This window comes from uncultured Endozoicomonas sp. (assembly GCF_947495845.1).
Taxonomy (GTDB): Bacteria; Pseudomonadota; Gammaproteobacteria; order Pseudomonadales; family Endozoicomonadaceae; genus Endozoicomonas.
In genome coordinates, this window is the sequence record NZ_CANMAO010000046.1 from 1 (window position 1) to 22,981 (window position 22,981).

Annotated in this window: 23 protein-coding genes, 2 tRNA genes and 1 pseudogene; 11 read left to right on the plus strand and 15 right to left on the minus strand. The window is 46.6% G+C overall.

What is annotated here, in order from left to right:
- Positions 1-148 precede the first annotated feature (148 nt).
- Both Q1B11_RS19120 and Q1B11_RS19125 read left to right on the plus strand, forming a co-directional pair.
- Entirely contained in the window at positions 149-850 is a 702-nt protein-coding gene (locus Q1B11_RS19120; protein WP_299735402.1) for a hypothetical protein, read from the plus strand.
- Positions 851-917: 67 nt separating this feature from the next.
- Positions 918-1,670, plus strand: a complete 753-nt coding sequence (locus Q1B11_RS19125; RefSeq protein ID WP_299735404.1) for a T3SS effector OspC family protein — start codon at positions 918-920, stop codon at positions 1,668-1,670.
- 90 nt (positions 1,671-1,760) lie between these two features.
- On the opposite strand, the pseudogene Q1B11_RS19130 reads toward Q1B11_RS19125, so the two are convergent.
- Positions 1,761-2,327, minus strand: a pseudogene (locus Q1B11_RS19130) (phage portal protein).
- Positions 2,328-2,363: 36 nt separating this feature from the next.
- On the opposite strand from Q1B11_RS19130, the gene Q1B11_RS19135 reads away from it, so the two are divergent.
- Positions 2,364-2,579 carry a hypothetical protein gene (locus tag Q1B11_RS19135; protein WP_299735406.1) on the plus strand — a complete coding sequence of 72 codons (216 nt, stop codon included), beginning with the start codon at positions 2,364-2,366 and terminating at the stop codon, positions 2,577-2,579.
- A 196-nt stretch (positions 2,580-2,775) separates the two neighbouring features.
- On the opposite strand, the gene Q1B11_RS19140 is transcribed toward Q1B11_RS19135, so the two are convergent.
- Together Q1B11_RS19140 and Q1B11_RS19145 are read right to left on the minus strand one after the other, a co-directional pair.
- Positions 2,776-4,626 (minus strand): hypothetical protein, encoded by a 1,851-nt coding sequence (locus Q1B11_RS19140; RefSeq protein WP_299735408.1) that lies wholly within the window; start codon positions 4,624-4,626, stop codon positions 2,776-2,778.
- Positions 4,627-5,115: 489 nt separating this feature from the next.
- A complete protein-coding gene (locus Q1B11_RS19145; protein WP_299735410.1) occupies positions 5,116-5,385 on the minus strand; it encodes a hypothetical protein in 270 nt (89 codons plus the stop codon).
- Here Q1B11_RS19145 and Q1B11_RS19150 point away from each other — a divergent pair.
- From Q1B11_RS19150 to Q1B11_RS19170, 5 genes are all read left to right on the plus strand, one after another.
- On the plus strand, positions 5,372-5,590 hold the full coding sequence (locus tag Q1B11_RS19150) for a hypothetical protein (protein ID WP_299735412.1): 219 nt from the start codon (positions 5,372-5,374) through the stop codon (positions 5,588-5,590). The genes Q1B11_RS19145 and Q1B11_RS19150 overlap by 14 nt on opposite strands.
- A gap of 182 nt (positions 5,591-5,772) precedes the next feature.
- Positions 5,773-6,234, plus strand: a complete 462-nt coding sequence (locus Q1B11_RS19155) for a DUF2924 domain-containing protein (protein WP_299735414.1) — start codon at positions 5,773-5,775, stop codon at positions 6,232-6,234.
- A complete protein-coding gene (locus Q1B11_RS19160) occupies positions 6,221-7,549 on the plus strand; it encodes a recombinase family protein (RefSeq protein WP_299735416.1) in 1,329 nt (442 codons plus the stop codon). The genes Q1B11_RS19155 and Q1B11_RS19160 overlap by 14 nt, the downstream gene beginning before the upstream one ends.
- A 17-nt stretch (positions 7,550-7,566) precedes the next feature.
- Complete coding sequence (locus Q1B11_RS19165) at positions 7,567-8,016, plus strand: hypothetical protein (protein ID WP_299735417.1); 450 nt, start codon at positions 7,567-7,569, stop codon at positions 8,014-8,016.
- An 86-nt stretch (positions 8,017-8,102) separates the two neighbouring features.
- Complete coding sequence (locus Q1B11_RS19170) at positions 8,103-8,657, plus strand: hypothetical protein (protein WP_299735419.1); 555 nt, start codon at positions 8,103-8,105, stop codon at positions 8,655-8,657.
- A 213-nt stretch (positions 8,658-8,870) separates the two neighbouring features.
- Here Q1B11_RS19170 and Q1B11_RS19175 read toward each other — a convergent pair.
- The 11 genes from Q1B11_RS19175 to gspE all read right to left on the minus strand — a co-directional run bounded on the left by Q1B11_RS19175 (position 8,871) and on the right by gspE (position 17,150).
- A tRNA-Asp gene (locus tag Q1B11_RS19175) sits at positions 8,871-8,947 on the minus strand.
- Between the two features lie 33 nt (positions 8,948-8,980).
- Positions 8,981-9,056, minus strand: a tRNA-Val gene (locus Q1B11_RS19180).
- A gap of 74 nt (positions 9,057-9,130) precedes the next feature.
- Entirely contained in the window at positions 9,131-9,637 is a 507-nt protein-coding gene (locus Q1B11_RS19185) for a type II secretion system protein M (protein ID WP_299735421.1), read from the minus strand.
- Complete coding sequence (gspL, locus tag Q1B11_RS19190; protein WP_299735423.1) at positions 9,634-11,040, minus strand: type II secretion system protein GspL; 1,407 nt, start codon at positions 11,038-11,040, stop codon at positions 9,634-9,636. The genes Q1B11_RS19185 and gspL overlap by 4 nt, the downstream gene beginning before the upstream one ends.
- 3 nt (positions 11,041-11,043) lie before the next feature.
- Positions 11,044-12,099 carry a type II secretion system minor pseudopilin GspK gene (gene gspK / locus Q1B11_RS19195; RefSeq protein ID WP_299735426.1) on the minus strand — a complete coding sequence of 352 codons (1,056 nt, stop codon included), beginning with the start codon at positions 12,097-12,099 and terminating at the stop codon, positions 11,044-11,046.
- Positions 12,089-12,835, minus strand: a complete 747-nt coding sequence (gene gspJ, locus Q1B11_RS19200; RefSeq protein WP_299735427.1) for a type II secretion system minor pseudopilin GspJ — start codon at positions 12,833-12,835, stop codon at positions 12,089-12,091. Before gspJ ends, gspK begins: the two co-directional genes overlap by 11 nt.
- On the minus strand, positions 12,832-13,227 hold the full coding sequence (gene gspI, locus Q1B11_RS19205) for a type II secretion system minor pseudopilin GspI (RefSeq protein WP_299735429.1): 396 nt from the start codon (positions 13,225-13,227) through the stop codon (positions 12,832-12,834). The genes gspJ and gspI overlap by 4 nt, the downstream gene beginning before the upstream one ends.
- The gene (locus Q1B11_RS19210; protein WP_299735431.1) at positions 13,224-13,736 is read right to left on the minus strand and encodes a prepilin-type N-terminal cleavage/methylation domain-containing protein; all 513 of its coding nucleotides are present in this window, start codon (positions 13,734-13,736) and stop codon (positions 13,224-13,226) included. Before Q1B11_RS19210 ends, gspI begins: the two co-directional genes overlap by 4 nt.
- A gap of 18 nt (positions 13,737-13,754) precedes the next feature.
- Positions 13,755-14,201: a type II secretion system major pseudopilin GspG gene (gene gspG / locus Q1B11_RS19215; protein WP_067521686.1), complete on the minus strand. Its 447-nt coding sequence runs from the start codon at positions 14,199-14,201 to the stop codon at positions 13,755-13,757.
- A gap of 29 nt (positions 14,202-14,230) precedes the next feature.
- The gene (gene gspF / locus Q1B11_RS19220; RefSeq protein ID WP_299735438.1) at positions 14,231-15,451 is read right to left on the minus strand and encodes a type II secretion system inner membrane protein GspF; all 1,221 of its coding nucleotides are present in this window, start codon (positions 15,449-15,451) and stop codon (positions 14,231-14,233) included.
- Positions 15,452-15,665: 214 nt separating this feature from the next.
- Positions 15,666-17,150, minus strand: a complete 1,485-nt coding sequence (gspE, locus tag Q1B11_RS19225; RefSeq protein WP_299735450.1) for a type II secretion system ATPase GspE — start codon at positions 17,148-17,150, stop codon at positions 15,666-15,668.
- Between the two features lie 251 nt (positions 17,151-17,401).
- Between gspE and Q1B11_RS19230 the strand changes: the two genes are divergently transcribed.
- Both Q1B11_RS19230 and gspD read left to right on the plus strand, forming a co-directional pair.
- Entirely contained in the window at positions 17,402-18,022 is a 621-nt protein-coding gene (locus Q1B11_RS19230; protein WP_299735440.1) for a type II secretion system protein N, read from the plus strand.
- Positions 18,023-18,044: 22 nt separating this feature from the next.
- Positions 18,045-20,099, plus strand: a complete 2,055-nt coding sequence (gene gspD / locus Q1B11_RS19235) for a type II secretion system secretin GspD (RefSeq protein ID WP_299735443.1) — start codon at positions 18,045-18,047, stop codon at positions 20,097-20,099.
- A 39-nt stretch (positions 20,100-20,138) separates the two neighbouring features.
- Here gspD and Q1B11_RS19240 read toward each other — a convergent pair whose 3' ends face one another.
- Positions 20,139-21,014, minus strand: a complete 876-nt coding sequence (locus Q1B11_RS19240) for a prenyltransferase (protein WP_299735446.1) — start codon at positions 21,012-21,014, stop codon at positions 20,139-20,141.
- 269 nt (positions 21,015-21,283) lie between these two features.
- On the opposite strand from Q1B11_RS19240, the gene Q1B11_RS19245 reads away from it, so the two are divergent.
- Positions 21,284-22,981, plus strand: a 1,698-nt coding sequence (locus tag Q1B11_RS19245) for a hypothetical protein (protein ID WP_299735448.1), incomplete at its 3' end; no start/stop codon positions are given.

Below are 22,981 nucleotides of genomic sequence, written 5' to 3' on the forward strand. Positions count from 1 at the left end.
CTATGACTCGTCTCTTCGCCTTGCCCAGCCGCCCAAAATAACTTGCTCGTTCCAAAATTTAAAAACGCCATTGGTATAACTAATCCACTTTTGCTGCCTAATGGAAAAGGCCAGCTTATACCTTTGGAACAATATAAGGAGAACCATTATGAATTCACTATCAAAGTCCGATGCTGTTGCTTTTTCGTCCTCCTCCCTACAACAAAAAATCAAATCATTAATCGGACTTGTATGTGTATGGCTTAACCGCAAAGTATCCTCTGTTCTTACTTTGGCAAAAGTGCCTAGCCAACAACCTGACTCTGAAATCAAATCTCATACTCATGAGTTAACATCATCTCCTGTAAACAAGCGCCGGTGCGTCATTTCTTCTAATGTGGATCAAGATACTTATGAAAAAGACCCTATCAAGAGAATACAAAGAAAGTACCTAACCAAATGGCTTGATTGTCTTGACAGAAAGATAATTCGTGGGACTTATCACGAGCTTGGACTGTCCCCTGATGATAAAACGCCAATCATGGAGAAACTAAAGGCTCAATCAACGGACAATTTAAAAACCATTAAATCCAAGTTAGGAAAATTGACTATTGAGGAGCAAAAAATAAAATCTACTATTGAAACCTGCATAGTAAGGTTCAGGCACCAGACAAACACCGTAATTGATGATGACTCAAAACTCAATTGTGTATCGCTGCATTATTTGGAGCCAAGCGAATACAAAAGATCGATGCATGATAAATATGTTTTTTTTGCCACTGAGTTCGCACGAGACTTCCCTAACGCAACTGTATTAGGAACAAAATATGCTGGCCGAGATTACGGAGCTAATGCTTATTTGCTAAATTAAGCCGAATTACATCAACGCCCTTGCTTTATTACGCTATCAAACATCGAGAATAATAAAATCAATAAGATTGCATTCGATCCGGACATCACCCCCCCCAAAGCGGTTTGTTTATGACCCGGACCGTTATGGCCTATTTAGCACTGAGAATAAACATCTCTACACCCAACAATACACTAATGATATTTTCTTTGTCCCTGAACATCTTTGCGAAGGTTTAGCCTATTATTTAATTGACGCTCTCAGAGATTTTGAGGCTGAGTCGGGGTTTACAGAGCAAATCAAGAGGGCTGTTTTAACCTCTATCGAAGACGATCATCATCAAATTCAAAAAGTGTTAAATTCGTTATTCAACCCAGAGCTTCATATACCAAGAGCATTGCGAACAGGCAATTATACGAAAATTCAATTTAGAAACTATACCGTACTTGAAACGTCCCTATACAACCATACTGAATTATTACCGACGTATTTAACCAGCAAAGAAAGGTGCATTGATATGTTGGCACAAATCCTTGATGATTATTATAACCACAACTTTATAGAAAACAAACATATTAAAACCGCGTTAAAAAAAATATTTTCAACCATTGATAGAAACGATTTACCAGCATTAAAAAAAGCCTATAAAGAATCATCAAAATGGAGCAAACCAGATAAGCCCGCAGACCTCGCGAACCTTCTATGCTTTAAATGGAATAGCAAGAACCGGAATTTATTACTGAAAGAAGGAATTATTAAATTAGAAGACCCAATTTCAACGCCCTACTATAACTACAATGCCAAAACCATGGGAGAACTCATTAAAGAAAAATATGGGTAATACTAATCAATAAATTAGCACCTACAAACTTGTCCAGATGAAACCACTTGGGTCAGCTGTATCCAGTGTTATGTAATTCGATGGATGCTGTCAGTGCATCCAATACGCCACCCGCTTACCCAAGGCATTAAATTCGATGCCTGCTCGGATCTTGTGACCACGCTTTAGATCATCGTTGTAATCCCAGGGCACAAACTCCGCTTTCAGCAATTGGACCTGCAAAGGGACACTCAAACCATCGGATAGTTTTCTGGGTCTCAACCGGGTAAAACATTCACCCGCCTCCAACATGGAGCGAACCGCCAGTGATTGCTGACCATAAAAATCCAGCTGACCATCCGCATCCGATTCATCAGACCAATCCAGAAACAGGGCCTGCAGATTCTTTCAGAACTGGTCATTGGTCGCTTCGGACTTGGGTTTGATACCTGTACCGACAATATTCGCGACCAGCTTTTCTAATCCGGAAGCCGCCCAGGGATCATTACGAATGGACGCTCTGGATCGAGTGATCAACGTCCCCAGATTACCGGTCAACGTATTGTTCGGACCAGATGACGGTGCTGACCAACTCTGACTTCTGCGCCCCCGACCTGCAGAGGTGTAGGCTAAATTTCGAGCCGTCTGAAACCATTTCTGTCGTAGCCAGTCAAACAAAGGTGCACATCCTTCTTGTATAGAAAGTCGTAAGAAATGGAGAGTTTGATTGTGAAGGCCGTAGTGATTTCAGTGCTGGTACTGGGTATTTTTTTGATGATGGCGAACGTGGCACCCAGCCTGCTCAGTGACCCGCATGGCACAAAAAAAGACGACCCACGCATACTTACCAGTGATCAGATGCGACAATCGATCACCACCCTGATTGTCTTGTTCATTGCACTGATTGCAGTACTGCATTTCTGGCGATGATTGAGGTAGCTGTAGCCGGTTGAGATTCTAATCAGCAGATTACATTGTGCCCCGTTGGGACAAAGCCAGCACAGAAGTAGCGGAGGCTTATCCTCCGCCAGTTTTATTGCAATAGATGAGATATTTGTCAGTGGAAGAAGACTCAACCACTTTGTATTGCATTCAGGGCGAAAGCTTCAGGGTTACTATAGTGCCATCAAACTTGTTTTTCAGAAGAGTTAGCGTCAGTAGTATTTGCTTCATATATCGAAAGTGAACCAGTCTCAGGTATTTCCGCCGCATTTTCGACGTAAATAGAACCAACGTCTACCTGAAGCTTTCGCCCTGATATTGCATTCAGACTCTCCACCAATGGCTGACAATTAGCTTCTCGTGCTTTTGCTATCCACGTCGTCAGTATTGGTTCTCGTTTATCTGCATCCTCAACGTGCTTATTTAACCCCTTTTGAAACTCTCGAGTAAAGTCATCATAATGATCGTTAACAAGCATCGACAGTTGCATTAATCGCTCCATCGAAGTGGTTTCTAGGGCATACCACGCCAAAAAACCCTCTGTATAGTTAGCAAAACTATCAAAAATGATACTTTTTACCAGCGGCCTTAATCGTTCGGAGAACGCATTTTTATCGTTAGATGAAAGGTCATCAGCCAGCATGGCTTTTACCATGGTTAACAATACGGGCTCTTTTTTACACCACCTACTCTCATGAAAGTTTTCTATCAATTCATTTATCAATTTGTGTTGTTTGTCGGGCACACCACGCTCCAACCCAGATAGATAACCATTTAGAACCATCATTTTCAGGGGGGCAAAGTTGCACTGGTTAAAACTCTCAACCGAATTTTGTATGTTTTTTGTCATAAGGCAATCATTAATACTACTGATCAATGGGCACAATTTCTGAAAAAATGATGCCCAATACTCCCAATCATTATCGGTAAACATGACGGCCATTTTGATATATTGCATACCAGCAAGCTGACCATTCAGAGGCAGGTAATTAATCATTCCATTAGAAGAAAACCCAAGACAATAAACCGATTCACTGCGCATTCCGTTTTGGATAGTTGAGAGAAAGTCGTTTAACTTATTATCGCGGTTGCAAGAATCTGCATCGAAATAAAAGTGACTTCCCGGACACCGGGAAGCGGCGTAAAGTACCGATCTCAGGATTTCATTTGAGGCAAAGGGTGATGAACTAGTCAGTTTTTTAGAGTCGATATACGTCTTAGCCGACTTATAAGGCTCAACGACTTTTCCCAGTAAAAGAATGTCGGTGGGCGTCTGGTAATCCTTCCTGAATGGTATGCCCGCCCCTAGTTGAAACTGACAACCAGCCCAGGGATCAACAAGCCAGCAATTTACATTATCCTTACGGACACCCTGTCCGTCTGATACGATCACATAATACCGACCATCGGTTTTTGCCAGTTGAACAGCATCTCCAGGGTATGCAATTTGATGTTTTCTGGCATAAGCCATAGCCTTTTCGTAGGAGTTACCAAATACACCCTGATCTGATAAGTGACCATAGTCTTCACAGGCTTTTTTAATAAAATTCATTGTCTGCGCGGTTAGCTCATTAGCCAATCCTCCCGTGCCCGGCTGCGTTAAAGCGGCCCACTGAATCTGCTCATTCTGGTGCGCTGTATGACACCACTGATTAAATTCCGGAGGGTAGTCTGATGATACTGTTATCGTGCTATTGACTTCATCAATAAAATTGAGCATATATGCTCGTTTTTGCTGTTCCGCGCTCTGCTGTGAACCTTGTTGTAACTGCCCCACCTGAACTTGGCCAAACTGATAGCCCGGTGGTAACTTGACAACCAACCGGTCACCTAACATCTGGAAGCTGACCTGAACCGCTTCTGATAAATGTAATTGACAGTTGACAGAAGTCGGGGCTACTTGTTGTCCCCTTAGTGTTGATAGACCAGCCATTTGGCTGCGTTGGTGATTAGCATCATTAGCTTCATAGCGCGATGGCTGATCATTAGCTTCATAGGGCGATGGCTGATCTGTATAGCGAATAGGGTTATTCATATCGTGGTGAATTACTCAGTTCAGATTTAAATTAAATTGCACTCCTTATAGACCTATTTAATCGCAAAAAGTTCTGTTCTCGTTGCCTGTTAGCGGTAGAGCCTCTGTTTTTCTGACTTAAATGGCAATGTGTTTTGCCACCCGGCTCTAATTCCTTAGGAATCCCTCAAGCGAGCGTCAGCTTTTAAACCGCCAAAAAAGCCTGAGAAATAAGGACTATTCATACACTTGTTTGTTTATATTCGTGACAAACGGGCGTAACGGCTACCCAAATCTAAAGATTACATAAAGCAGCCGCTACTACCTGAGCCTTTGGTAATTGCGGAATGAACAAAGTTGGCACGCAATGTGGTTATCTATAGGTGCAAAGCAAGACTGCTCAGTACCGTTCCAGGAAGGAACTTTGACCACGGATGGTCACCCGATCAATAAGAATAATAATCGGGAGGGACTGGGATTATCGCCCCGTTGACCGGGGCGTTGTTTTATCTACGAATTGTCGCTTAATTCGTTCAAAATCATTTCCAGTTCATTCACCAGCAATTGCCGAACCTCCCCCGGATCTTGTTCTGCTGCCAGCACATCCGACAGCCGGTCCGGTATTCCGAGCAATGCATCCCGAACAATCCGGCCTGCCCTAAATGCTTCTGACTTGACTTTAGAAGCATCGGTCAGCTTGCCCGCCTTCTCTTCATACTCCATCTTAGCCATTTTGGCTTTGAAGGCTTCGCGCATGGTGCGGGCAGTGACGAAATCCACCGCCTGTCGTGAATCGGTGGGCTGTGGTGAAAGCTGTGTCCGTTTGGGGCTTTACCCGCAGCTCCGTAGAGGGCTCCGACTGGGCCTTTATGGCCGCCTGTGCCTGCTCCGGGTCAATCTTGCCATTCACCAGAGTAATCTTGCCCGATCTGACCAGTTTACCCACATATTGACGGCTCCAACCTTGACGTTTGGCGAATTCTGACTGCGACAGTAGCTTCATAACCCCGCTTGTCCCCTTTATTCCGCAGCCCTTATCGCTATAGCCATCCTTCGCAAACGGCAGAGAAACAAAGATAAAGACCCTGACCGACTGGATAACTCCGCTACCTCATGCATGACTGTGAACACTCTTAACAAAAACAGAGAAAACGACAGAGGTAGCTTATGAACGATGATAAAACCCTTGCCGCCAGGGTTGTGGCATTGCAATCCATGAAGACGGAAGAATTGCGTAAATTGTGGAAGGAGCTCTACGGCAAAGATGCTCCTGAACTGGATTTAAGAATTCTGCGACAACGTTTATCCAATCGAATTCAGGAACTGGCATTAGGTGGACTGAGTGAGAAGAGCTCTGACCGGCTGAAGCAGGCTAGTAAGAAAAGTGGGCACAAACCTAAAGCCCAAAATAGCCGCTTGGTTAAGCCACCATTGGGGACTGTGATTACCAAGGAGTACAACGGAGAAATCCATGAAGTGATCGTCACGCCACAGGGTTTTGAGTACCGAGGAGAAATGTATAAAAGCCTGACCCGCATCGCCACCATGATTACAGGAAGCAGCTGGTCCGGCCCATTGTTCTTTGGGCTGAAATCCAAATCAAAAGGAGGTGAGCATGGCCAAGCGTAAGGAAACGTTGGTTAAGAAACGGTGTGCGATCTATACCCGAAAGTCTACCGAGGAAGGGTTGGAACAGGAATTCAACTCTCTGCATGCCCAGAGGGATGCAGGAGAAGCATACATTCACTCCCAGAAACATGAAGGCTGGGTAATGACTCCGGATGACTACGATGATGGTGGTTTCTCTGGTGGCAATGTTGAGCGACCCGCCCTTCAGCGACTGCTTAGGGATGTGCAATCTGGAATGGTGGATATTGTGGTGGTCTACAAAGTAGATCGACTCAGTCGTTCACTGGCTGACTTTGCTCAGCTGGTGGATTTATTCGACAAACATAATGTGTCGTTTGTTTCGGTCACCCAGCAATTCAACACCACCAGCAGTATGGGAAGACTTACTCTCAACATATTGCTTTCCTTTGCCCAATTTGAACGGGAAGTTACGAGCGAACGGATTCGAGACAAGTTCTTGCTGTCGAAAAAGAAAGGCATGTGGATTGGGGGCAATCCACTGCTGGGCTATGACGTAAAGGAACGCAAGCTCACCGTGAATGATTCAGAAGCAGAAGCGGTTAACCTGATCTTCAAAACCTTTGTTAAAACCCGCTCAATCATTCAGACCTGTGAAATCATCAATAAGAAAGGTCATCGATCCAAAGCGATCCCATTACACGACGGAACGGTACGAGGCGACAGCCCTTTTGCCAAAAACACGGTTCACCGAATTCTGCGCAACCGCATCTATATCGGTGAGATTGGCAACAAGGGTGAATGGTATTCTGGAGAGCATAAACCAATCATCTCCATGGACCTTTGGGCAAAAGCCCACGGCACGTTCGACATTCATGCCCAGCTGCGCTCCAAGTCATCCAAACAGCGCAATAATCCCTCTTTCCTCAAAGGTATCTTGGTTGGCCCAGACGGCCTGGCGATGACCACCAGCAGCACCCGTAAAAATGGCCAACTGTTCCGTTATTACGTGACCGGCACCAGTCAGAAACAGGGAGCCAAAAACAGCCCACTGCCGCCCCTTTCGGCCCGTACGTTGGAACTTATGGTTTTGGAGGAGATACGCAAACGGCTGGCCAGCCCGGAGTTGCTGTTCAAGGTGTGGCAACAGGCCAGTGAACAGGATGGCAATCTCAATGAAGGTTCTATTCGAGCTGCTCTTGGTGACTTGGCTTCCGTCTGGGATGAGCTCTTTGCCCCGGAAAAACGACGCCTGACTGAGTTATTAATCAAACGCATTGAGTTGGCCGCAGAGCAAGTCACCGTTTACTTCAGACCCGATGGCATGAATGCCGTCGCCATCGAACTACAACCATAAAACGCAAGGAGAGCCCCATGGCTATTGTTAAAAAAGTTGGTGAAGAAACCGTTGAGTTTCTGGAAGAAGAAAACCTGATCAAGGTGACCATACCTATCAAGATCATACGACGAGGTGGTAAGAGTACGATCAGTACTCCTGATGGCATGGTTGGTCACGAAGAAATGGAGGCGCTGCAGCGAGCTCTCATTCAGGGGCATCGCTGGATCAAACTATTAGAGAATGGGAAGTTCCAGAACTTGGAAATTCTGGCAAAAAAAGAGAAAACAGATAAAAGCCGGGTAGCCAAGCTGATCCGCCTGACTTGCCTGGCTCCAGATATCCAAGAGGCCATTCTCTGCAATACAGGAGCATGGATACTTACCCTGAAGGATTGCATGAAACCCTTCCCGATGCTCTGGACAGAGCAGCGAGATCACTTTAAAAAAAGTGCTCTTATTTTTCCAGATGGCAACAAAGATGAATAATAATTGATGCATTATTTTTTTTGCGGTATCCCATAATTTACTTCATCATTCTCTAAGTCATAGTTGTTACTTTTGAATTGCTATTTATGCCTTACGAAACCCAAGCTGAAGCTCTAGCACATGCAATACTGGCGTTAATGCACGGTAGAGTTATAGACTCATTTTGCTACCGAAATCTGATCGATAACCTATATGCATTCAGAATCGGGGCGGTCAATGGGACTGGAAAGTGGGACACAGGACGGATTAAGAATTTCTGCTACTGGACCGGTTCAGCTAAAAATGCACAGAAAACTGAAAAAGAGCATGTTATTCCAGCAGCAGAAATAGTTAAAATTTTACTAAATCAGCCTGTTTTTGACATCCATTCAGTTTACCGGGTAATTGATAATTACTCTTTATATTGCATTGTCACACCTGCAGAGCACAAGTTGTTGAACTCTAAATTCCAACGGTCTATGCCCAAAGAGTTCTGGCAGAAAAAATCTTCCCTCTATATGGACCCATGGGCCAGGTACAAGCTGCTAGGAATTGAAATTGAGGCTAACGATCAACTGTCAGAAAGTTCGAACTCAGTCCCGAGCCCCTACCGCCGGAATGGTCACGAACTCACAAAATTACAACACCCCGAACCACAGTGAAAGCATAATAAAATCAAACAATTAAACGCTGTGGTTCTCGGAAGGGCTCAGACCACAGCTTTTCAGAGAGAAGAGAGAAAAGTAAGAAAAATAGGGAAAAATAGCTTTGAAAACGGAAGACCACAAACCACAGCATCATACGTTTAACCCTTTGTTTAAAGGGCCTATAAACGACAAAACCCTTACGACAGGTATCGTAAGGGTTTCAATGTATGGCGGACCGGACGGGACTCGAACCCGCGACCTCCGGCGTGACAGGCCGGCATTCTAACCAACTGAACTACCGGTCCGCTATTTTCATGAGGCATTTGCCTGCAGGAAAGTGGTGGGTGATGACGGGATCGAACCGCCGACATTCTGCGTGTAAAGCAGACGCTCTCCCAGCTGAGCTAATCACCCTGAGTTGATGGCGGCTATCATATCGAATCAGGGAAAACTGTCAATCCCCTTTCATGAATTTTGGGTAACTATTTTCACTGACTCAGAAGGAGGTAGCTCTTTACTCGACCATCTTCGGGTAAGCTGTCGATGCGAATCTGTTGTACCGAGATATGATGCTGATTCTGCAAGAGCACCAACCATTTAAGCAATTTTTGATAGGCTGCATCTTCCACCCAGACCGCAAGCCCCTGACGATCCGGCCTCACTTTTGCCAACGTTATACCTGTCTGTTGCGCCAACCGGTTAACGACTTGCGTGATATCCCCTTTCGGGGCAAGCGTCAGTAGTTTTTTGGCTTTGTTCAGATGGTCGTTAAGCCAAAGGCTGGTTTCTTTCTGGTACAGATAATCACTTTCCCGCTGTTGCGCCCACTCGGTGGTTGGCTGCCAGATCAAGAAATAGATCAAGCTAACCAGCACACCTATGCAGAGCACCTGCAGGGATTGTTTTTCCCGGGGAGCGCATTGTTCATAGCGATGTTGAGTCTGCTGCCATAAGGCACTGTTCCGAATGCGCTGACTGAGGTTTTGTATCGTCATTTTTGAGCAGTCTCCCTGATGGAGATATGGGCGATAATTCCTTCTTTCTCTGGAGTTGAACCAGTGATCTGACTGTTCAGCCCCATGGCGTTAATATGACCAATAAAGCGATGAATCGTTTCCTGTTGATCCGCAATCACCTCCAATTTCAAAACGCCGGACTGTTGATTGAAATCCAATACATCTGGCTGCAGTCCAACCTCTGTTCCCATTTTCTCCATGGCGGTGGAAACTCTTTGTAGCATGGGTAGAAACGGTGAAAGCTCCGACGGGGTATCAAGATTTTTCAGTCTGTTTTCCACTAGTCTTTTTACATTAAAAGACAGTTGCTGCCTTTTTAGCGCTTGCTGCGCTTGTCGATCATTGGCAAATACCGTCAGATAACTGTTTACGGATTCGTTCCAGAGCGCCGCCTGTTGTTGCTGATAAACCATCCCTTCAGCAGCAGTAAACCCTAGCTCAACCAACAGCCATACTCCCGCTAAAGCCGCTACCGGCCACCAACGCCGCAAGAACCGGTTGGTTTTTTTAGAACAGCGATAGCTGCCCTGACGAAAGTTTACCAGTCGATTCGACTGCCTGAACGAGAAAAACTGATCTGCCAGATAATCCAGTAACGAGTGCTGAAAGGGGTGCTGCTCAACCTTAAAGCCACGTCGTGTAAGGAATGTACTCACTTCTTCTAACCGGGATGGCTCAAGCATCCACTCTTTATCGGAAAACTGTAGCCTTACGCATTCAGGATCATCACTCTGGGATTCTGCCCCACGCTCTTGAACCGAGTTATCTAGTGCCAATGCTTGTTCGTCATTAAATACAAACGGCAAAGCATCATAATTCAACGCTACGATTTCATGTTCATACTCGTGACGAGCTCTGGATAGAAACAAACCATCGTTATCTAAAAACAGAGTGGTTTTTTCATCTTCCGATTTCAAGAATTGCAATTCCGGCAGAATATACGACGGTGATATTCCACAACGTTCAAACAACGCCAGCAGGTTTTGAATTATTTCATGAGTTATCGCAGCGACAGCCACGTTGAGATTTTTATCGGGCTGGCCACTGACGATGTGCATACCATCGATATCCTGAGCCAGATGCTCTTCAACCAGATAGGGCAACGCAGCGTGTAAATGTTTTTTCTGGCCGGCATTAATACCCAGCTCCCGATAGAAACATAACAGCCCGCCAATGAATAGAACACACTCTTCATAATGAGAATGAGTATCGTCATCATTTTGCTCCACTGCTTGCAGTGCAGCGCCTAACTGCTCAATAGTGCCCAGATGAAGATCACCACATCGTTCACCCGTTTGAGTGTAAAAACCCCATTGCACAACCTTGTGCGAGCCCAAAGAACCAGAGACCAACGGAATTCGAATCAGTAGATTTGTTTTCATTATTTAAGGCTCACCGCTGGTGTTATCCCAGTCCCAGTAATGGCTGGGGCCAACTTCTCTGCCTATGACCTGCACATGCCCTTCGTTGTTTCTATACAACAGAGTCTTTAAATAAAATGTGCTGTCCCGATAGGTTGCTTTAATTTGTGCACTGAAATACTGGCTGGAAAACCCAACCACATTTTCCGGAAACACACCAGCTTTGCCTGCTAGCGCCACCTGCCGATTCAACTCGTCCATGGTGGCCAAGCCTGTCTGCTCCCGGCTTTGGTTAATCAATACAACATCCCCTTCGGTGATATTATTATTTATCGACCGTATGACCTCCGAAGGGGCGGTATTGATATTCATTTTGGCAGTAACCGGTATAACCGTAATATAAGACAGCAACTTTTCAACATCCGACTGTGAAAAACCATCCACCAGTAATAATTCCGTCACTGACACCATAGGCATCTGCGCCACACGCCGGGGTGGGTCCAGTGAAAGGTAAACAGCATCAGCAGCGGATTCCGATGACCCTTTTTGCTGTGGCTGACTCACCCATTGACGAACTTTTTTTGCCAGTTCCGGATCCATGGACTGACTCTGTAACAGGTTTTCAAACATAGCGAGGTAATCCGGTCCACTCTGTTCACGGGGTTTTTCTTCCTGACCCGATGCCTGCGCCAATGCGTTCAGATTAAATAGCCCCTGCTCGTCGATTACCTGAAGCTCTATCTTTCCCTGCTCCACATCGTAATCCACGGTGCGAACATTCCAGTCTTCACTAAAAGAATCTGCCATCCGCTCATTTTGTTTATCCTGCTGAAAATCTTGCTCGAGCAACATGGCTACGAATTGCTCAGCGCCCATGGCGTAATGTTTGGCCTGCACTCTTTCCAGGTAATGGGTATTTTTTTCCGTGTGCAGCCAGAGGTTCGTAACAATCTCTGAGGCGACGGCGGTAATCAGCAGGAAGATCAGCAAGACATAAATCAGAGCAATGCCAGACTGTTTATCGCTCAAATGATGGCGCGAACTATGAAGAACGGATTTTTGGGATAGCTCAGTAACCATTAAGCCCTCCCGGCGTCAATTGTGCGGGATTCACTGGTGACGATTGTGAGTCATTAAAAGCGGGCTCAGCCCCTCCCTGCTCTGGATTGACTACCTCTGGCTTATAAGTACTAAGAGGTACCAGGGTAATCATCGAGCCTTTTTGTTCATGAATAACGGTTAACTCAATGGCAGCGGGGATTTGTGATAAACCATTAGATGGGGATGGGGATGGAGACGCGCCAGGCAATTGCACATTTGAAGGCCATTGGTTCACCCAGCGTTTATTACTATCGAGAAACCGGAACCGGGCACTTTTGACATCGGCGAGTACCTTTTGCCGAATGGGAGATGCATCCGGCGCTCGATCCAGCATCGACCAGTAGTAACGAATCAACTCAGAGCCTTCTACAGAATAGGCAACCCGCTGCAGTGTGCTTCGAGTCAGTTGCAGAGGGTTATCCCACCCCATACGGGTGAATTCGATCAGGGCACCGTTAACAGCGGGTGATTTCAGTGCGGGTTGGATGATTCCAGCGTTATCTCTCACTGGCCTGCCCACGATCTGCATAAGATCCTTTTCCAGAATCACTTCGGCTCTTTGCACTTTATCCAGTTCACTTAATACCGACTGGGTGACTTCCCGGGCGCCCGTCACGGAAATAAATAGTTTGTAAGCTGCGGTGCTGATGATGCCAAAAATGGCAATGGCGACCATGAGTTCCAGTAACGTAAAACCTTGGGAAGACGCCTTCATTTCGGCTTCCTCAACCAGGTAGACATTCTCACCAATGGTGCAGCGCCTTTTTCTGGCACCGATGCACCGGCGTGCACTTCCACTTGAACCTTGCGCAAATCCGGTGAATCCGTGCTTTCAGAGCTTTCTTTCACATACCAGGAGTAGCCTGCATATTCCTCAACTCTTGGGCTGACCGCAGGGCCACTCCAACGACCTTCCGCCTGAAGCACCGTGAGGTAATGATCCGCCACTTGAGATGCCAGTATCTTTTCCTGTTGATAACGGGTTTGACGAATGCTGTTGCCATCCGTAAGAATCAACAACGAAGCTGCCAGCGCGAATACGGCCAGCGCCACCATAACCTCCAGCAAGGTAAAGCCTGAGAGCGATGATTTGTGATGCTGGATCATTCCCGGACTCTCTGTAAATCCGATAAACCGTCCGTACTCAGGGAAATCGGTGCCTGTTTACGATCCGTTGGGATAATTCTTAATAGAAAGGGCGTTGTCTGAAAATCCCGATAAAAGACAATGGATGGCTTGTCATCTTCCGACTCAAGAAGGTTTGACGATTCCGGGGATTCAAGGCGCAAGCTCATAGTCTCTGGCATAACATAGGGTTTAAAGGGCGCTTCTTCCAAGAGCTGCCACGTTAAACTCTCTGCCGGTAACACCCACCAGTTATATTCAGAACCATCAATGACCGAAAAACCATAATGGAGATTATCCAGCATGGCCCGATCTCTGGCCTGATAAAACAGCGATTCCAACCGGGAAGCTTCGTTCTGCATCACGCTGTGAAAACTTCGGGTGATCGGACTTAACAAGGTAATGCCCAAGAGCACACCGATGATAACAATCACCACCAGTATCTCTATTAAGGTAAAACCCTTAGGGTTTCCCGGAGTCCGCTGGCGCAACAATGCCCTTTCCTTTTCTTAAAGATCCCAGTTACCAATATCGGCATCCAGCCCTTCGCCACCTTCACGCCCGTTGGCACCGTGGGAAAAGAGGTCGTATTTGCCATGATTGCCAGGCTGAAGATAAAGGTATGGATTGCCCCACGGATCTACCGGCACCTTTTTCAAATAGCCTTCCGGATTCCAGTTGCGCGCTTCTGGTGGCGATGATGGCTTTTCAATCAAAGCCTCAAGCCCTTGATCCATCGATGGGTAAAAACCATTATCCAAACGGAACAACTCAAGCGCCTGAGCAACCGTTTCAATATCAGAGCGGGCAACGGTGACCTTTGCCTGATCCGGACGGGATAGGATTTTAGGTGCCACCATGGCCGCCAGAATACCCAGGATCACCACGACCACCATGATTTCGATCAGCGTAAAACCCGCCTGACCGGCTGTGCGTTGTCGGATTCTGTTGAACATTGATCTATTCTCCATGGAAAAATACAGGCTCACGCCAATAACTGATTCATATTTAAGATCGGCAACAGTATGGCCAATACAATCATCATCACCACACCGCCCATGACCACCAGCATCAACGGCTCCAGCAAACCCAGCATGATGGTAATCCGACCTTCCAGCTCCATCTGTTGATGGTTGGCGGTGCGTTCCAGCATTTGATCCAGCTCGCCGGTGGATTCACCACTGGCAATCATGTGCAACATTAATGGCGGAAAGTAACCGGTGTCGGTCATGGCGCGGTTGAGACTGGAGCCTTCACTGACTTTTCTGGCTGCGTTTTGAACGGCTTGTTGAATGGCGTTGTTATTCACAACTTGCGCGGCAATCATCAACGCTTCCACCAGCGACACACCACTGCGGGTCAGAATAGATAGCGTGCTGGCAAACCGTGCAGCATTAGCCGTGCGCACAAACCGCCCCACAAAAGGAAAGCGAAGCAGTATCTGGTGCCAGGAAAGGCGAATCTCTTCATTCTGCAGCAAGCGTCGTACACCGATAATGGTGAGCGCAATACCGCCAAATATAACCGGCCACCAAGTCTGAAAACCTTCACTGGCCGCAATCAATAGCTCGGTAATTAAGGGCAACTCCTGACCGGAGTCCGTGAACACTTTCACCACATCTGGCACAACGTAACCCAGAAGAAAGCCCACAATGCCCACGCAGGCCAGCATTAAAATGATCGGGTAAACCAGAGCTTGTTGAATCTTCTGCCCGGAGCGCAGGGTTGCCTCGGTATAATCTGCCAACCGCTCAAGCACCCGATCCAGAAAACCGGCATGCTCTCCGGCCGCCACGGTGGCACGATACATTTGGGGAAATACGGAAGGGAACGCTTCCAGACTTTTTGCCAGAGTGTAACCTTCAAGAACTTTGGAACGTACCGCCAGAAGAATATTTTTAACCCGACGGTTTTCCTGCTGCGCTGCCACGCCATTTAACGCTTCTTCTATGGGCATGGCGGCCTGAATCAAGGTTGCCAACTGCCGGGTAATGGTCGCCAGTTCAATGGCCGAAATGCCCCGTTTGAACAAGAAACCGCTTCGCCCTTCGCCTTTTTGTTTTCGATCCTCCAATGCATTGACCGACAGCGGCGTCCACCTTTCATCACGCAGCATTTGCCGAACCTGCCGCTCGCTGTCGGCTTCGCGGGTTCCTTTTCGCTGTTTGCCCTGTTCATCCAGAGCGACATATTCAAAGGCGGCCATGATGTTGATCCAAACTGGTCTTTAACGGAGGCTTTCCAATAATGGGCGGCCTAGGAGGCTGTCCGAGAATAGGTTGCCCTACTGCGGTGGCAGAAAATTGGTCTAAAAATTCCGTTTTGTTCAGCAAATAGCACCACTATTCACTTCACAAAACGGATTTTTTATCCTCAATTTTCTACCATCCTCGCTACGGGCGCTATTCTCGGTCAGCCTCCTAATCTTTCTGCGTGACTCGAAGTACTTCTTCTAACGTGGTGATACCTTCAACGACTTTCCTGCAACCATCGTCACGGATACCAGCGCTGTGCTTGCGAACATAATCGGTAATTTCCTGCTCGCCCTTGAGGCTGTGAATCATTCGGCGCACCTGCTCATCAACCACCACCACCTCATAAATACCCGTACGCCCCCGGTAACCACTGAAATTACAGGCCTTGCAACCATTGGCATGAAACAACGTAATATCCTCATCAATAGAAAGCCCCAACTCCTGACACTCCACATCATCTGGAGCATAAGGTTTTTTGCAATCCCGACAGAGAACTCGAACCAAACGTTGGGCAACCACCCCCAGTAGACTGGACGACATAAGAAAAGGTTCAATTCCCATATCTTGCAATCGAGTTAATGCGCCCACTGCCGTATTGGTGTGAAGAGTTGATAACACCAAATGCCCCGTCAAACTGGCCTGAACCGCAATTTCTGCAGTTTCCCGATCACGGATTTCCCCCACCATCACCACATCCGGATCCTGACGCAGAATCGCCCGCAGCCCACGGGCAAAAGTCATATCAACCTTGGTGTTCACCTGAGTTTGACCAATACCCTCAAGGTGATACTCGATGGGATCTTCCACCGTCAGAATATTTCGACTGGCGTCATTAAGCTGGGTAAGGCTGGCGTAAAGGGATGTGGTTTTTCCTGAACCCGTAGGCCCCGTCACCAAAATGATGCCGTAGGGTTTACTCAGTAGAATTTCGATTTGCTGGCGATTTTGCTCCGTCATCCCCAGATGTTTCAGCTGCAGGCGCCCCGCTGCTTTATCCAGCAAACGCAGCACCACTCGCTCACCATTACTGGAGGGTAATGTGGACACACGCACATCCACATCTTTACCGGCCACACGGAGTGAAATACGCCCATCCTGAGGCACCCGTTTCTCGGCAATATCCAACTTTGCCATGACTTTAATGCGAGAAACTAATAGCGCCGCAATGGTTCGCTCAAGGGACAACACTTCTCGCAAAACACCATCAATGCGAATTCGAACCACCAGGCTGGATTCAAAGGTTTCGATATGCACATCCGACGCCCCTTCACGAATGGCTTCAGTGAGCAAAGCATTGATCAGGCGGATCACCGGGGCATCATCACTTTGCTCCAATAAATCTTCCGTCACCGGTACCGCATCAGCAAGGCTGGTCAAATCCAGATGATCACCAATACCCGCCGCATCCTGAAGCGCCTCGGAACTGTCGTTGTGATAACACTGAGCCAACACTTCTGACAGCTTTTCACTGTTCACTTGCTGAAAGCGGGGGAAAAATCCAGCAAAGCGGCTCACTTCCGCCAACAACGCGGGTGCTGGCGACTGACTGAAATAGAGTGTGGGAATTCCGTTATCCAGCTCTGCCAGAACCACGCCGTAACGTTTGGCAAAGCTAAAAGGCAATTTTGAAAGTACGGCGGCATCCGTCATGGGTTCATTTTCTGACTCTTCAATCAGCACGGACAAGATCGATACTCCTGAAATCTACAACCTTTCTAGGTATTAAATTTGTATTATTCGTTTCTGGTAAAAGCCAATTTCTTTAAAAAACAAGACTCTTATGCTTTTATGTAGAGTAAATAATAGTCTATTAATTTATATAACTTCTTCTTATTAAAGAAAGAGCAATTCAATTGACCTATTTGAAAGCAGCGGCCATACCCTCGTTTCTGCACGCATTTATGAAGCGAAGCCAAAAAAGCCATCGAAACCTGATTATTATGGTCATTTTGCTGGCAATGGGCGTTAGTGTTGGTACACAAGTATTACACTTCTATTGGCAATTAACCGAAAACCAACCGAATCCTGACTCAATGAATAAAACAAACGTTTCAGAATCAGAAGCCAAAATTAACGTTGAAGATTTTGAACTTATCTTTGGATTCAGTGATCAACAATCTAACCATTCCAATAGTGAAAAGAGCATCCCCATTACCCGAATGAACCTGACTCTCCGGGGGATCGTTGCCAATCCAGACAATATAGAGCATGACAGTGCGATTATTCAGTCGTCGAATCAAGATAAGCTCTATGTTCCCGGCGACAACCTCCCCGGAGGTGCTACCTTAGACAGAGTTCATTCTGACCACGTGATTATTAAACGGGGTAATCAACTGGAAAAACTGTACTTCCCAGAAGCTACCCGGGACTCAAGAGCCTTACAGGAATTCAGGCCAACGCTTGATGAAACACCAGTACCAGCTGAAAGCCAACGCGATCGTCGAAACTACCCCGATGACATGTCTCTTGAAGAGCGAATGCAGGAAATCAGAGAAAGACTTCAGGAAGCGGGTCAAGAATAAGTAAGCTAATAACGGTTAATACATGAAAATCAGTTTAATTATTTCAGCGACCAGAATTTTTCAGATTGTTACTATCTGCCTTGTCGCCATAGTAAATAACGCATCTGCAGAGGCGCCACCCGCTGCATCAGAAGAAAGCCTCTGGACGTTGAATCAACAAAATGCCGATATCCGGGAATTTATTGGTCAGGTTGCCAGAATCACCGGCGAAACCATTGTTATTGACCCCCGCATCAAAGGAGGAAATACCGTCACCGTTATTTCCTCCAAGCCGCTCAGCCGTGATGAGGTTTATGATGTCTTTCTGGAAGTCTTATCCGCCAATGGTTATGCGGTCATTCCTAAAGGCGACGGCAAAATCATCAGTATTGTGCCTACCACTCAAGCCAAGACCAGTAATACCGGTGGAAATGATAAACCCGATGGCGTGATGACCACCCGGGTGATTGAGTTACACAGTGTTTCCGCAGTCGAAGTAATCCCCATCATCCGTCCATTGATCGCCCAGTATGGGCATGCCGCAGCCTCTGCTTCCAGTAACGCAATTATCGTCAGTGATCAGGCAGACAACGTGGAACGAATCACCAAACTCGTTCGGGAGCTGGATGACGCAGGCAACAATGACTACGAAGTGGTTCAACTGAAACATGCCTGGGTTGGCGATGTCGCTAAAATCATCTCGGACACCCTAGTGGGCGGTAAAGGACAAATCCCCAGCGGATTGCAGGTGATTGCCGATGAGCGCAGTAATCGTCTGGTCATCAAAGGCAATGCCAATAAACGTTCCCGGGTAAGAAAGCTGGCAGACACTCTGGATAAAGAGGGCATTCGCAAGTCCACCACCAAAGTTATGTTTTTGAGTTTTGCCGATGCCAAAAACATTGCTGAGATACTCTCAGAAGCGTCGAGCATTATTCAGAGCAGCCAGGACAACGGCACATCCTCTGCTGCAGAGTCATACAATCCAGCATCATCAAGTTCCACTTCCCAACTATCCGGCAATGGTGCCTCAGCCACAAAATCTGGCAATAAAAGCCGCGCAGCCAAATCCAATGCATTTGTTAAAGCGGATGAAACCCAGAATGCCCTGGTGATGATTGCTGACCCCGGCACGCTTCAGGAAATGGAAAGAATCGTCCGTCAGCTGGACGTTCCAAGAGCACAGGTTTTATTAGAAGCGGTCATTGTTGAAGTCTCTGGCGGTATTAATGATGCACTGGGCGTTCAGTGGGGCATTGATGGCACTGACACGATTCGTGGCGTCAGCAACGAGAACACCAAGAGTAAAATCACCGGACATGTACTGGACAACGCAGCCATTGCTCTTGGCTCTCTGGCCATTAGAGCGGACAACTTTGGCGTACTCGTCAGCGCCCTCAGCTCTCGCTCCAACAATAACATTCTTTCCACACCCAGTATGCTGACACTGGATAACGAAGAAGCCGAGCTGGTTATTGGCAAAAACATTCCAATCAAAACCGGCTCTTACCAAACATCATCCAGCGGCAACAGCAACAACCCGTTCACCACCACTGAGCGGAAAGATGTTGGTCTGAAGCTGAAGATCACACCCCACATCAATGAAGGAAACAGCTTGAGATTGATCCTTGAACAGGAAGTGTCTTCTCTGGATGTGGGCACCACAAAACAACTGCTTGGCTCCGACAGTGATGATTTGCTCTTTAATACCCGCAGCCTGAAAACCGCGGTTTTAGTCGACGATGGTCAAACGGTAGTCATTGGCGGATTGATCGAAGACATCAAATCAAAAAGTCGCAAGAAAGTCCCCTTCTTTGGCAGTATTCCCATTATTGGTCGCCTCTTCCGTTACGATCAGGATGGCGACGAGAAAAAGAATCTGATGTTATTTATCCGCCCCACCATCATGAGGAACTCCGAAACTCTGGTAAAAGCCACAGAAGACCGGTTCACCAAGCTGAAGTTGATTGGTAATGGCGCTGTTAAATCCGTTAACTTGCCCGAAAAACCTCAGGATTTGTTTGAACCAGAAACCTATGACCTGAGAAATAATTCTGGCAAAAAACCTCGATCTAAAAAAAGTAAAAATAGTAATTAACAAGAAAGCCCCCATGGGCTTTCTTTCATGTGTTTAGGTTTATACGACAGCAAGAATAAAGCAAACCCCAAAAACCATAAAAAACTGGCCTGTTAATGGTGGCAGCCTGACCATTTCCGCATCGCCAGAATGGTTCGCCAACAGCTTTAACGGCGTAAAAACAAACGGCAGTGGAATAATAAGGTAAAGCGGGTTATGCAACTCGCCCAGCCAAAACAACAACACACTGAATGGGAACACTGCCAGCAATACCGTTGCATAAAGCCTCTTGCTGAATTTGATGCCTGTTCGTACGGTCAATGTGCGGATGTTATGCCCAAGATCATCCAGATAATCCCGAATTTCATTGGATAACAGCAGCGCAGAGGCCAATAGGCTGACAGGTATTGAAATCCACAGCACTTCATTACTCCAGACACCACCTACTGCATAAAAAGCACCACTCACCATCAACACACCGGTAAACAAAAATACAGCAGGCACTCCCCAGCCACGATGCTTATAGACGACAGGCTCACCAGTATAGAAGTATCCACCTACGACACCAAATACGCCCAACAGCAGTAATGGCCAACCAACTTCTATGACAAGCCACAAGCCCATCAGGCAGGCAATAAATGCACAAACACCTGCCAGAATAAAATTTCGGTGAATCTGTTTTACCACTTGTCTGGCCAGCTCACCGGATCGTTTTTTCCACAACACAACATCAGCATGGTCATTGGCCAAATTGCTGGCAGCCTGAAGTAAAACACCGGCCAGCATCACCAACAGTGCTCTTAACCAATCACCATAACCCTGCTGATACGCCAACACGACGCCAAGCCCACAGGTGACCAAAGCAACGGAATAAGAAAAAGGGCGCAGAGCTCTGGCAAGCCGATATTTGTCCGGGTTCAGGTCAAGGGCATCCACTGGCAGGCTCCTGAGAAAAAGCGGGAGGATAAGTAAAATTCGTAACAATGGCTATAAGTAGCTGACCAAATGCCGTTTATAATCTCTTCACAGCCTCCTTTTCTTAACTGACGAGCCACTGGATTCATTCATCAAGAATACTGTAACGAAAGCTCTTTGAAAGCATAAAAAAAAAAGCTCTATTATTTAATAATATATCCCATTAACGTTTTTTAACTGATGCTTTGTTGTTCTTTTACTATTTAACTTAATGTGGAAATCAGAACACAATGCTGACTCTTAACCCTGATCTCAGAAACACTACCAATTTTAACGTTGATAATAAGCAGCCCCCCTCAAGCTCGATAGAGAAAGAGTCAATAGGGTCATCAGACAAGTGGAAAGTTACCCAAATTGGAAAAGAATTCATCCGCTCCATGCACCCAGGCTATGGCCTGAGCCCGGAAGATAAAAATAGTGGCATTAGCTTCAAATTCAATCCAAAAGAAATGGCTACGCGCATGATAGAGACCGTATTTCCAACCGTCCGTATTGCGAATACCGCACTTGAGATGGCAGGCTTTAAATCGATGGCAGGCTTTACATCATTGATGACACTAATAAGTAGTATCCCGGCAACCGGTGCTCAAACATCAGCTGCCACACCGAGTCAAGCAAGTACAAGTAATCTTCCGGCAACCGGTGCTCAAACATCAGCTGCCACACCGAGTCAAGCAAGTACCAGTAATCTTCCGGCAACCGGTGCTCAAACATCAGCTGCCACACCGAGTCAAGCAAGTACAAGCAATCTTCCGGCAACCGGTGCTCAAACATCAGCTGCCACACCGAGTCAAGCAAGTACAAGTAATCTTCCGGCAACCGGTGCTCAAACATCAGCTGCCACACCGAGCCTGCAAAACAATACTACATCAGTCTCCAGCTCCGAGCATACACCGAGTCAAGCAAATGTAACGCTCATCAATAACACTTCAGATTTCAAAGAAATCGCCACTAGCACTCAAACTCTTGCCGGTCGCTATAAGCTCACTCAGCATCTTGATATCCGTGATGTGTCGCCTATTGGTAACAAGACAAACCCTTTCACTGGTCAATTTGACGGCAATGGTCACACAATCAAAACCAACCACGCCGTATTTGGCAGAGTTGACGGCGGAGAAGTCTCTAATGTCACCATTGAAGATAGTCATCTGGAGTGTAATCCTGATGCTTACACCCCTTACTGCCGGGAGTCGCTTCTGATCGATGAGCTTACCGGCAATAGCACTGTGACTGATAACACGATAAAGAACAGCTCTGTCACCTGTAATCACGCATCGACATGCAGTGCTTTGATCAACAGAATGGAAGTCAACCCTTTCAAAAAGTGGACTCCACATCTGAAAGGTAACCATATCATTGGCAGCAACATTACAGTGAATGAGGTGAGTGCCGTGGAGAGAAATCTCGCCTCAGCAGGGGTTGCTCAAGTGGACATTGTCGTCAAAGACGGTGAGAATCAATTAACCCCATGGCAGCTCAAAAATAGTCCTCCCCCTCATATTTCCGGTATTTATTCCGATAACAACACCATATCTGGTAACCCTGAACCAGTTAATGGTGGTATAACGATTGGCTCAGTTAGATATATAGCAAAATCTTATACAACCTCCGATCAATATACCGAAGCAGGTTTCATTCCTAACGGAACTGAAAAAATCGACGTATATAAAACTGACCTACCAACTTCAGACAACCCTGCAAACTCTTGGGCGAAGCTTATCCTTGATAAACCTTCCACTTGTAATACCAACATGAACGGTGAAATTTTTAATCAAAATTGCCGACAACAGACGGCCTGCCCTCCTATCTCACCTGCCCTACCTCCAGCGGTAACGCCCGATGCAAACTATACCCTACCTCCAGCGGTAACGCCCGATGCAAACTATACCCTACCTCCAGCGGTAACGCCCGATGCAAACTATACCCTA